Annotated in this window: 8 protein-coding genes; 6 read left to right on the top strand and 2 right to left on the bottom strand. The window is 44.9% G+C overall.

The genetic code is table 11. The features are described 5' to 3' along the window. The first annotated feature begins 9 nt into the window (after positions 1–9). Together ACVBDY_RS16660 and ACVBDY_RS16655 are read left to right on the top strand one after the other, a co-directional pair. Entirely contained in the window at positions 10–573 is a 564-nt protein-coding gene (locus ACVBDY_RS16660) for an REP-associated tyrosine transposase (protein WP_447176594.1), read from the top strand. 140 nt (positions 574–713) lie between these two features. Further along, the gene (locus tag ACVBDY_RS16655) at positions 714–1,325 is read left to right on the top strand and encodes a dihydrofolate reductase family protein (RefSeq protein WP_447176593.1); all 612 of its coding nucleotides are present in this window, start codon (positions 714–716) and stop codon (positions 1,323–1,325) included. A 269-nt stretch (positions 1,326–1,594) separates the two neighbouring features. Here the strand turns inward: ACVBDY_RS16655 and ACVBDY_RS16650 are convergent, their stop codons facing one another. Both ACVBDY_RS16650 and ACVBDY_RS16645 read right to left on the bottom strand, forming a co-directional pair. After that, positions 1,595–2,467, bottom strand: a complete 873-nt coding sequence (locus ACVBDY_RS16650) for an HD domain-containing protein (RefSeq protein ID WP_447176592.1) — start codon at positions 2,465–2,467, stop codon at positions 1,595–1,597. 453 nt (positions 2,468–2,920) lie between these two features. Next, entirely contained in the window at positions 2,921–3,544 is a 624-nt protein-coding gene (locus tag ACVBDY_RS16645) for an RNA polymerase sigma factor (protein WP_447176591.1), read from the bottom strand. Positions 3,545–3,657: 113 nt separating this feature from the next. Here ACVBDY_RS16645 and ACVBDY_RS16640 point away from each other — a divergent pair, with 113 nt between their 5' ends. From ACVBDY_RS16640 to ACVBDY_RS16625, 4 genes are all read left to right on the top strand, one after another. Beyond that, entirely contained in the window at positions 3,658–4,821 is a 1,164-nt protein-coding gene (locus ACVBDY_RS16640; RefSeq protein WP_447176590.1) for a FecR family protein, read from the top strand. Positions 4,822–4,984: 163 nt separating this feature from the next. Beyond that, the gene (locus ACVBDY_RS16635) at positions 4,985–8,329 is read left to right on the top strand and encodes a SusC/RagA family TonB-linked outer membrane protein (RefSeq protein WP_447176589.1); all 3,345 of its coding nucleotides are present in this window, start codon (positions 4,985–4,987) and stop codon (positions 8,327–8,329) included. Between the two features lie 16 nt (positions 8,330–8,345). Further along, on the top strand, positions 8,346–9,728 hold the full coding sequence (locus tag ACVBDY_RS16630) for a RagB/SusD family nutrient uptake outer membrane protein (RefSeq protein WP_447176588.1): 1,383 nt from the start codon (positions 8,346–8,348) through the stop codon (positions 9,726–9,728). A 285-nt stretch (positions 9,729–10,013) separates the two neighbouring features. After that, complete coding sequence (locus ACVBDY_RS16625) at positions 10,014–12,788, top strand: MGH1-like glycoside hydrolase domain-containing protein (RefSeq protein ID WP_447176587.1); 2,775 nt, start codon at positions 10,014–10,016, stop codon at positions 12,786–12,788. The last annotated feature ends 162 nt before the right edge of the window (positions 12,789–12,950 follow it).

Below are 12,950 nucleotides of genomic sequence, written 5' to 3'. Positions count from 1 at the left end.
ATTTAGCCTATGAGCAGAAATTATAAGTTCCATAACCCGGAAGGCCTGTACTTTGTGAGCTTTGCTGTAGTGGAGTGGCTGGATGTTTTTACCAGGAATGAATATAAGAACCTGCTGTTGGAAAGTTTAGCATTTTGCCAAAAAGAGAAAGGTATGGAAATTGTGGCCTGGTGCATTATGACCAACCATGTACATTTGGTGTTCAGGAGTGTAGGCGGGCAACATCCCGCAGTGCTGTTGGGTGATTTTAAGCGGTATACCAGTAAGGCCATAGTAAAGGAAATACGGGATAATCCGAAAGAAAGCAGAAAAGAGTTTTTGCTCGAAAGGTTTAAAAAAGCTGCAGGAAAGTCGTCCAACGTTACCGGGTATCAGTTTTGGAGACACGATAACAAACCTATTGAACTTTGGAGCAATAAAGTTATACAGCAAAAGGTAAACTACATTCACAACAATCCGGTAGATGCAGGCTTAGTATTTAGGCCGGAAGATTATGTTTACAGCAGTGCTGTGGATTATGCGGGAGAAAAGGGAGTGTTGGATAATGTGGTGGTTTTTCAGTATTTTGGTTAAAGTTTATGCCACACGATACAATCATGCGGCAACAGGGGTACGGAACCCGACATAAAAATCGAAAGGAGTTTAAACCAGCTATTTTTTAAAGAAGATGATCAGCTTAAAAAATTAAAGGACCTGATAAAAAACCCATAAACATGAAACAACAAAAAGTCACATGCGGATTAACCGTTTCTCTTGACGGGTATGCTGCCGGGCATAATCAAAGTTTTGAAAAACCATTTGGAGACCATTTCGATTCGGACTTGCTGGATCGTTGGATGTTTTCTGAGCCGGAAAAACACAATCATAAAAAAGAAATAGATGCTATTCTCGACGCGGGCGCATTTATCATGGGCAGTAATATGTTTGGGCCCAAAGACAGAAGGGACAAACCGGAATGGAAAGGATGGTGGGGTGACAACCCGCCATATCATACCCCCGTTTTTGTGCTCTCACACCATGAGCGGGCCTCAGTAGAAATGACAGGGGGAACGGTATTTCATTTCGTTACAGATGGTATTGAATCGGCACTCAGAAGGGCGAAAGAAGCGGCAGGAGACCGAAATGTAAAGATCATGGGAGGAGCAAATACCATCAATCAATATCTGGCTGCCGGCCTCATTGACGAATTGTGGCTGCATGTAGTTCCCGTTACTATTGGCACAGGCTCCCGGCTTTTTGAAGGGGTACCCGACCTTAAACTCCAACCGGTTGAAGTAAGCGGAACCAGTATAGTGACACACATCAGATACAACGTTTTGAAATAGAATTTGTCGTTACAAGAGGGTATAATTCTCTTTTAGGGTATTACCGGTCCTCGTTTGAGCCCGGCGGAAACGAGGGCCTATTGTATCATGTGTTTACTTCGATATCCCGATATTATCGGGATCAGCACAGGTGTAACGTGCGAAAAAGCTTATGCTAAGGCAGTAATCTTTGCCTCCTCTTCGCATAATCTTAATGACATATTTGCAACCCGGGGAAAATGCAGGCTATTTGAGAGTACTTCTGTTTAGGGGAGCCTTACATGCGGCCTCTAATACACTTCTGATAATTTCAAGATTTGGTTATTTACAAGAATTTCAGGATTTACTATTCGTTTTTTAGTCTTCAACTTTTTATTTTCCAATCCATTACCTCTGATTTTATCAATCCATTGGATTAAATTGAACTCCTGATTTATTTTATCCATAAGATAAAAGTCGTCCTCGAAAAAGTCCTTTTCTTCAATTACTCCTTTTTCCAAACAATCTTTAATTATCGTCTTCATTATTATATTTATCTCTACATTTTCCTCACCTTCAAAATATTCAGCTGTCAGGAAGTTGTATTTTGCCTGGAACCATTTTCCGTAATCTTCGGATTTCAGGACAATTCTATGATCAAAAGTCGCTAACCCATTTATAAACCAGGAAATCTCTTTTAGTGAAATTTCTCCGATTTGAAACATATCCCTAAGTGTATAGTCTATCCTATCCGCTGACAAATAAGGTAACGGGTATTCTAAAAGTTTAAATTTTTCGATATCCATAAACACCGTTCTATCCATTTGATATTTCTCCAATACCGCGTTTAATTCACTATCTTTTAAAACCGCACCATATCTATTTTCGTGATAATCTTCCCCTTCGATGTCAAGTACATAATCAATTAAATGAGAAAATGCGGTATGCGAAATATCATGAATTAATCCGGCGATTTGTTCTTCAATACTTCCTCCAAGTTTTTTTATGATTAGCATTACCCCAATCGAATGCTCAAATCTTGTATGATTTACTTTTGGGTTAACTAAAAAGATAGAACCTCCTTGATGAATTTTCTTCAATCTCTGAAAGACATTTGTGTTTATGATTTCTTCAATTACTCCTGAAAATTCAAACTCTCCATATATTTTATCTATGTACTTCATTTCTTTTAGCTTGCACACCATTCATTAATACACTGCAAATTCCGCTGAAAACGGATAGGTGTTCCGTTTCAAAACGGACACTTTTCTCAAAAATTTTCGGTTAAATTAATTAAATTTTTTTACTGTTCTTTTCTAAATTTTCGCATCGATTCTCCTTGCCATTCTGTGCTGTAAGAACCATTAGTTAATCCATCTGATATGGCATCGGCAATAGTGGGTTCCTTTAAAGCCTTTACGGGCAACTGCGAGCTAATTATTACAGAAGCAGTTCCATGGCGCTCATCTCCGATAACGCCAGTTTTCAACTGGTGGCGGGCATCCGAGGCTCTGCCTCGGGGCAGGCCAGATAATCCCGAACTATCGGGATCAGGACAGGCGTGGGGGAATTAGATCCAATTAATGGGATTTAAAAATTACCGGCAAAGGCCCGGTTGCTCAAACAAAGTAGCTGTGTTATGCATGATATTTTGTCCTCAGGTTATGTCCCGAATTCAAATTCCCGGTATGAAGTAAAAAAATAAAAATATGATTTACCGTATTTCCGAGAGACTTTCTCAATATGGAAAACGCCTTTGTGATATGCCCTTCTACGGACTTGATAGAAATATTGAGGTGGTCTGCTATTTCCATATTGGTCAATCCCTCCTGTTTGCTTAACAGAAAGGCCTCTCTGCACTTCGGGGGCAGGTTATCTATTTCTCTTTTCATCATAGCAATGAGTTTTTCCATCGCATTATCGGGCTCTTCATGGATGTAATCCCGCAGGGAATCGATATGTATTTTTTCTAAGGCAAATACAGGTCTCATCTTACGGTAGTGATCTATAAAGTTGTTGTAAACGCTTTTGTATAAATAATTTTTCAGGTCAAGATCATCTTTCAGTTCTTTTCTCTTCTTCCAGACCCTGATCAATACGTTCTGTACAATATCCTCCGCCGAGTCATGATCTCCGACGAGCGTAAAAGCATAGGTACACAGGGTATGGTGATACTTATCCACTAAGAACGAATAGGCTTCGGACGTTCCGTTTTTCAGCTCCTGCACCAGGTTCTCCGTATTGTTAAGATCATGTTTCATTTATAAAAAATTATGCATCTACCTGCAAATATTAAAAAAATATTAAAAAAAAATATTAAAAAAGCAAGGGTTCTTCCGGAATGATACGTTTCAATAATGAAATCTAATACAGCATGTCCATAAAAGAACTGAGATTAATAGTAAAATACCTCACCCGGCAGGCATCCCTTTCCGAACTTGACGAACTTTCGGAAAAAATGTGGGACCCGTATACCCGGGAGGAGTTCAAGAACTATGCAAAAATCAATTTTATCATTGACCATAACATCAAAAAGTTTAATACCCCGAAATCCAGGGAGCAGCTCCTGGCGTTTATAGGGCGCGAAAAGAAAGCATCCGGGTTACGCCGTACTGTTCGTATCATAAAATATGCAGCTATCCTGCTACTCTTCTCCGGCGGTTCTTATTATTTATATAACGGGTTTTTGGAAAAAACTCCCGGGAGCAGTGCTATTACCACCGTTGAAGTAAACCACATTAAACCGGGGTCTGACAAAGCCATCCTTACCCTTCAGGACGGATCGCACCTGGACCTGGCGGAAGAAAACATAACCACGGCAGCACTTAAAAATAACGGTAAGACCCTTTCGTATAACGACGGGTATGCAGACGACGCTTCTCCTGCATACAATCATATTACCATTCCACGGGGAGGACAGTTTCAGATAAAACTCTCGGACGGCACCAGGGTTTGGCTCAATTCGGAGACCAAACTGAAATATCCGGTGGCCTTTGTCAAAGGAGAAACAAGAAGTGTAGAATTGCTCTATGGCGAAGCTTATTTTGATGTCGCCCCTGCCTCCCGGCATACGGGAACAAAATTCAGGGTAGTCCACCAATCGCAGGAGATCGAAGTACTGGGTACGGAATTCAACATAAGAGCCTACCGGGACGAATCTCATATAGCCACGACCCTGGTAGAGGGCAAAGTAGCCATAAGTGCGGGAGACATTGATTGTATTCTAAAACCCAACGAAAAAGCCAGCCTGAACCTTCAGGACCATAAAATGGATATTTCGATCACCGATGTTTCTGATGAAATATCCTGGAAAAAAGGGGTGTTCAGTTTTACGGGCATGTCCCTGGAAACTATAGCAAAAGTGCTGGACCGATGGTATGACGTTCAAATTATTTTCACCAATCCCGAGCTCAGGAAAGTAAAATTTAACGGGATGATCAGTAAAAAAGAAAACATCGAGGAAATACTCAATCTAATCGTGTCAACCAATTCCATTAATGCCTATGAGATAAAAAACAAACACGTGTACATTAAATAAACAGAGGGAACAAAGTATATACCTGGACAGTAGCGTGCTTTGGTTCCCCCCTTGCTTTAACCAGTCAAAACAGTATTAACCAATCAAAAACATAGTCAAATTTATGAAAAATAGGTTAACTATAATCCTTATTCCTTATGGGAAAAGATTACTTACATGCGTAATGAGAACACTAATACTTCTCCTGTGCTGTTCTGGATTCGGGTTTACACCAAGCGAATCGTTATCACAGAACAAATTTATACAGATACAAACAGACCAGGTCGTCTCCATCGATGTGGTATTTGACATGCTGAAGGACCAGACGGACCTTACGTTTATATACCCGGAAAATTTCTTTAAAGATGTTCCCGAGGTACATTTGAAAAAGGGAAAAATACGTGTCAATAAGCTTCTTGAAGACCTTTTTTTGAACTCCGGTTTTGAACTTCGGTTCAAAGGGGACAAAATTATAATTACGGCCGGGGACATCACCGACCCCCAGCAAAATTATCCTGTCAGCGGAACCGTCCTGGACACCGGGGGCATACCCCTGGCCGGTGCCAATATCCTGGAGAAAGGGACATCCAACGGAACCCAGGCCGATTTTGACGGTAATTTCTCGCTTAACGTATCCGGTGAAAACGCCATACTTGTGGTGTCTTATATAGGGTTTACCTCCGAGGAAATCAACGTAAACGGCAGATCCGGGATTACGATAACCCTCACCGAAAGTGTAGCCAGCCTGGACGAGGTACTGGTCGTAGGATATGGTACACAAACCAAACGGAAGGTGACAAGCGCCATTTCCTCGATTACGGCGGAGGACCTGGGGGAAACATCGAATGATGCTTTTTCAAGGGCCCTCACCGGGAAAATGCCGGGGGTACAGGTACAGCAGACCACCGGGGCGCCGGGAGGAAATATTGTGGTTCGCGTCAGGGGTGGCGGTTCTTTATCGGCAAGCAACGATCCGCTTTACGTCATAGACGGATTCCCGGTAGAGCAGACCAATATCGGGGGGTCTGATCAGGGATTTAACCCGCTCTCTTCCATAAACCCCAATGACATCGAATCCATACAGGTCCTGAAAGATGCTTCGGCATCGGCCATTTACGGGTCCAGGGGAGCCAATGGAGTGGTTATTATTACGACCAAAAGAGGAAAATCGGGAAAAAACAGTTTGGATTTCAGCGTCACTACCGGGGTACAGTCGGTCATTAACAAAATGGATCTGCTCAATGGCGACCAGCTTCTGGACCTGGTGCGGGAGGCCTATGTGAATGCCGATGCCTCTACGTCTCCCGGGATACCATTTCCCCAATTCCTGGATAATGAAAGTCAATACCGTGGAATCAATACCGACTGGCAGGACCAGATCTTCAGAAATGCGGTAGTCCAGGATTATCAACTCTCCGCTTCCGGGGGGAGTGAGGATTTTAAATATTTCGTATCCGGGGCCTATCACGATGAAGACGGAGTCGTATTGTCTTCCGGCTTCAAACGCTTTACCCTGCGAACCAATTTTGACGTAAACATTACCGATCGCCTGAGACTCGGAACGAGCATTACCCCTAGTTATTCCATTATGGACGAAGTGAATGCCGAAGGACACTGGGCAGACAACGCGGTGATCAACGAAGCCGTCATTTATTACCCCTTTCTCAAACCTGACGAAAGCGCCGAAGAGTTTGTAAACAACGATCCTAATTTTACCTGTTGCGGCACGCCCAATCCCGTGCTTACGGCCAAAGAATACGATGCCGAAAGCAGCCAGTTGAGACTTTTGGCCAACACCTATCTCGAAGTAGACCTTGCAGACGGACTAAAAGCCAAAACAAGCTTCGGGGTAGACTTTTTCGATTTTGAAAGAAACGAGTTCAACCCGGCCATCATTAAGCGAAATAATGATGATAACTCTGCAAATTCCAGGAAATTATCCCAGCGAAACTGGCTTACGGAAAACACCATAACTTATGCCAAATCCTTTGGCAAACACAGTTTTGATGTACTGGGCGGGTTTACCTACCAGGAAGAAAGGGAACAGAACAATTATATTGCGGCAAACGGTATCCTGGGAGATGCCATACGGACCATCAACGATTTCAATACGGTAACCGAAGCCTCTTCTTTTGTTCAGAAATGGAGTCTTGTGTCTTTGTTGGGGCGAATGAATTACGCGTATAATGACAGGTATTTTGTCTCTGCCGCCATACGACGCGACGGTTCTTCGCGGTTCGGTGCCAACAGGAAATACGCGACTTTCCCGTCCGTATCTTTGGGATGGCTGATTTCCGAAGAAAAATTCCTTGCCGGTTCGCAAACCTTAAATATGCTGAAATTGCGGGCGAGCTACGGACAAACGGGAAATAACCGGATAGGAAATTATTCTTCTTTCGGCCTGGTGAGCAGTTCCAATTACGTCCTGGGTGCCGGTAACGGGGTCGGGGTAACCGGGTTGAACCTGTCGACCATCGATAACCCGAACCTGACCTGGGAAACGACGGAGCAATACGATATCGGGGCGGAAATCGGGCTCTTCCAAAACCGGATTTTTGTCGTGGCAGATTATTTCGACAGTGAAACATCGGCCCTGTTGCTCAATGTGCCCATACCGAGGATCACCGGCTTTGGCTCCGCACTTCAGAACCTGGGCAGGGTTAAAAATACAGGATGGGAATTTGGCGTGAACACCAGGAACTTCGTAGATACGTTTAAGTGGAGTACCGACTTTAATATTTCCTTTAGCGATAATAAAGTCATGGAACTGGGGCCCGAAGGCGATCCCATACGTTCGGGAAGCGGCGCAGGCAGCATCTACATCACGGAAGTCGGCGGACAGATCGCTTCGTTTTCCGTGTATGAACAGATCGGTATATTCCAGACCCGGGAAGAAATAGAAAACAGTGCGACCTGGGCAACGGGTAACGGCACCTATCCCGGCGACGTCAAATACAAGGACCAGAATGGCGACGGGGTGATCAACAGTGACGACCGGGTCGTCATAGGAAGCAATAACCCGGATTTCGTGTGGGGGCTTACCAATAGTTTTTCCTATAAGAATTTCGATTTGCGGATCGTGATCAATGGTGTATCGGGGAACCTCGTACACAATGTGGCCAGAAGGTTCTACAACAACCTCGAAGGAAACCAGAACCAGACGGTCGAAGCCCTGAACCGATGGAAATCTCCGAGCGAACCGGGAGATGGTACCACCCCGCGGGCCAACCGTTCCACCAGTGGTAACAACAACGTCGCCGAATCTTCCCGATGGGTGGAAGACGGGTCCTTTACGCGGATACAGAACGTGACACTCGGCTACACTTTTCCGGGTAGCTTTACGCAAAAAATAAATATAAGTTCTCTACGGATTTTTGCCGACATCGCCAACCTGGCTTATTTCACCAAGTATACCGGGTATAACCCGGAGGTCAGCCTTAGCGGAGGAAGTCCGCTGAACATGGGTTCTGATTACGGCACCTATCCCCTGTCACGAAGAGTCAGCATCGGCGTAAAAATCGGACTGTAACCATAAAAACACCATCATGAAAACAATAAAAATACTAATAGCATTCGCCATATCCACGGTTGTTGCCGGATGTGATGATAAATTGGACCTGGCCCCCGAGTCTCAACGCAGTTCCGGGAATTTTTATCAAACTCCTACAGATTTCGAACAGGCCATATTAGGGGCCTACAGCAGCCTGCGCGGAGAATTCGGAGATATTGTGCTTTACGGAGATATCCGGTCGGACAATACAAAACCCGTTATTTCGGGTTCCGTAACCACCAGAGCCGATTTTGACAATTTCTCCATTTTGCCTGCCAACGGCGCTATCGAAAGCAGGTGGAATTACAGCTATAATGCCATCAGCCGGGTCAATGCCATCCTGGACAGGATTGATGCCATTGAAATGGAAGAGCAAACTAAAAACAGGATCAAAGGCGAAGCACTGTTTATACGGGCACTGGTATATTTTAACCTGGTGAGGATTTATGGCAACGTTCCACTGGTTTTACATGAAATACAAGGTTCCGAAGCTCTTGAGTTTCCACAAAGCGATCCTGCTGAAGTATATACACAGATTGTGGAAGACCTGGACCGGGCGGCGGAGTTTCTCCCGGCCGAGTTCCAGGGAGCCGATGTGGGCAGAACGACCAGTACGGCTGCCAATGCGCTTCTGGGCAGGGTTTATATGACCATGGGAAACTTTGAAGAAGCGGAAGCCGCTCTCAGAAAAGTAACCGCCCTGGAAGGAAGTGTCGTAGATTTGCTGGAACATTACGCCGATGTATTTGACATTTCCAACGAATATAACAAAGAGATCCTTTTTGCTGTCCGCTGGACGAACGACGGCGTCAACGGGAATGGGTTTAATTTCTCCTATACCTACCTCAACGAACCGGATAACAGGGCCACTACAGACCTCTATAACGCTTATGAGACCGACGATGTACGGAGGGAGCAAACCATCAATGCCACGGTCTCCCTGACAGACACCCTGATCTATAAATACGGACCCGCACCCAGCGGATTGGGAGAAAGCGACTGGCCTGTCATCCGTTATTCCGATGTTCTTTTAATGTTGTCGGAGTCCCTCAATGAGCAGGGCTATGTACCAAACGGTGAAGCCTTCTCCCTGCTCAACAGAATCAGGAAACGCGCCGGGCTGGATGAACTGACTACTGCGGAAGTTTCCGACCAATCGGAATTCCGCCTGGCCATAGAGCAGGAACGCCGGGTAGAATTTGCCTCCGAAGGCCTGAGATGGTTTGACCTGGTGAGGACAAACAGGTATGTTACGGTGATGACGGCCAAGGGATTTGAGGTGGAAGAACACCACAATCTCTTTCCTATACCCGAAACGGAAATACTCAAGGTGAATAATGAAAACATCCTGAAACAGAATCCCGGATATCAGCAATAATTTGCTGATATAACCTTAGGTTTATGATAAGGGATAGGGGACAAAGGAACTTCCTTTGACCCCTATCCTTTTTCATTCGGCAAATACGGTCGTTTTTCATCGCGGATATGCTATATCCTTATTAAGAGCATGTTTAAAAACTTATGAGGGTAAGCAGAAAAACACATACTTTGCAAAAAGTAAAAAACAGATTTCGCGTAATTGTCCTGAAACCTATATTTTTCACCGCCATCAGAAACGGATATAAGAACCATGTTCCGAAACCCTTAAATATTATTATGTAACATGAAAACCACACCACTGCTTTTAACCGTTATACTATTGCTTGCTCCCGTCCTCTTACACGCTCAATCCGGAGCGGAGACCGCAATACCGGTACTGTCCCGGCAGCACGACCTGAATCTTCCTCCGTGGGGGCCATATACCAAAAACTATATCGGGCTTTCCCATATTCCCGATGTGGAGCAGGGAGTTCGTTTTGACCTGAGTGTTTTTCCGGGCTTTTACCGGCGCAAGGTAGAAGTACCGAATGTGATGTTCGAGACCAATTATCATCCCTGGCAAGCCACAGCAGACCTGGATTTTTTCTCGTTCCGCCATGAATTGGAATGGAAAGACAGGGTTTACGCCGATATCTCATACCTGAAAATTTCCGATGACAGTTCCAGGCTGATCCGGATGGAATTGGTCAATAATACCGATATAAACCAAAATCTTACCATGAATTTTATGGCCTCGGTCCATTTTCCTTCTTTGCGGGAATATCAGCCCGATACCCCGCTGTACCACATGGAAGTTGTCCTCCCCCCTGCGGGAGTATGGATGGATGCTACCGACTACAGCCACATACGTTACACCCGGAAAACACCGCAGGACAACCTGGTCTACAACGGTAGGCTGAGAGGTGAAATCAGGGAAAACGGACTGGTTTCCGGAAGAGGTATAGGCGCCGGTTTCGGAAAAACAAAAGGCGACGAAATACGATTCGATATCAAGGGTTTACAAGCACCGGACAACGAAATGGTGATCAGATATCGCGTGCGGGAAAATGAAAAAGTCAGTGTAGTGCTATCGGGTATATTAAACGATACTATAAACATGACGGGAACAGGAACATTTGAATTATTATCCGTTCCCCTGAAAAAAAAGAACCATAAAAACACCTCCCTGATTATCACTTCCCAGGGAGGGGCAGAAATTCAGTGGGATGGCATCGCTATCGTCCCTAAGGGAAGTAGCGCACAATTAAAATTCAGGGACCACCAATGGAACAGCACCCCGGAAATTATAATACCCTCCGTAAAAAATGCCGTAATACTGAAATATAAAGACATCGATCAGTATTACGGTATGCGCTGGACGTATGACGATTATGTCCTGCGGGAAGTATTGGACAAGGATCTCGATGTTTATTTTCGAAGGGCCACTAACGATCATGTCGCTACCAAACTCCGCGGGGATAATAAAGGACATTACACCAACATATTTATGAAGCCTGTATTTCTTAAACCCGATTCCCGGAAGATCATCTACGGGCGCGTGTATACCGGAAGTCTGCAAGAGGTGACGAATGCGCTACGGGCCGGGCAGTGGGATAAAGCACGGTTAGAACAATATTACCGGGAATTAAAGTCGAAAACCCACAGAGATTCCTGTTTGCCGGATGGAAAACCCTACCTGTTCGGCGATCAGTTAATGCGGGCTACCATTGCCACAAATGTAGTATACCCGGTATACACGCAGAAAAGCTACATCCGGCACCGCACCCCGGGACGGTGGTGGGACAGCCTGTACACCTGGGATTCCGGTTTTATAGGGCTGGGACTCCTGGACATGGATACCGGACAAGCCATAGATAACCTCAGGGCTTACCTGATGGATACAGACAATCCATCGGCCTTTTTACACCACGGAACACCTCTCCCTGTACAACATTATTTATACCGGGAAATCTGGAACCGGACGCAGTCTGTAACAGTACTGAAAGAGTTTTATCCCCGATTAAAAAGATATCACGACTTCCTTGCCGGACATGAAGGTAGTTCTACTACGGATATATTGAATTCCGGACTGCTGAAAACTTGGGACTACTTTTACAATTCCGGAGGCTGGGACGATTATCCTCCGCAATCGTTTGTCCATAAAAATAAAATGGAAACCTCTACATCTCCTGTTATCAATACGGCCCATGCCATCCGGACAGCTAAAATCATGAAACAGGCTGCAATAATCCTGGGACTGGATAAAGACGTTAAAGCATACGACCGGGACATAAAACGGTTTTCCCGTGCCCTGCAATCTTTTTCATGGGACGAAACTTCCGGGTATTTCGGTTATGTAACCCATACGGAGCACCATACACCTGCCGGAATATTAAAAACAGCAGAAGGCGAGAACCTCAATATGGGATTGGGTGGGGCTTCTCCCCTCATCTCCGGGATTTGTACGGAAAAACAGCAAGAACAGTTACTTCAAAAACTCCGCAGCGATCAACACCTGTGGAGTAAGACCGGGCTATCCGCGGTAGACCAATCTGCTTCTTATTACCGTAACGACGGCTACTGGAACGGTACCGTATGGATGCCTCACCAATGGTTTTTCTTTAAAGCAATGCTCGATATGGGAGAAGCAGATTTTGCTTACCGGATAGCAAAAACGGCACTGGAGACCTGGAAACGCGAAACCGAAGCTACCTATAATTGTATGGAGCACTTTATCATCGATACGGGCAGAGGAGCCGGATGGCACCAGTTCGGCGCACTCTCCAGCCCCGTAGTCAACTGGTTTTCTACCTATTATAAAAAGGGAATCATAACTACGGGGTATGACTTCTGGATCAAGGAGAAAAAGTTTGCCCCCGATCATTCGTCCATGCATGCCAAACTGATACGGGCCGAAAAAAGAGACGGTTATTCTTCTGTTATTGTAACCATGCAGGAAGATAGAAAATACCAGGTAAAGGTGAATGGTAAGGCTGTCCGTTATGATATGCCGCATAACGGTTGCCTGGTAATCCGGGTGCCTAACAGATCGGAAGAAGTGTTCCTTGAAATATCATAAAAGACCAGGTTCGGTTTCAGCGTGGTATCAAAACAGTCACGACGATCTTATCATCCCGAAAACCGGCGCTTTCAGGTTGATAAATAAAAACGATGACTGTACACATACTCTAAATATAATAATCAAGCAACACCCGAGGCTCTGCCTCGGGGAATTAGATCC

Source organism: Sinomicrobium halophytocola, assembly GCF_052983395.1.
This window is presented reverse-complemented; position numbering and strand designations above follow the sequence as displayed.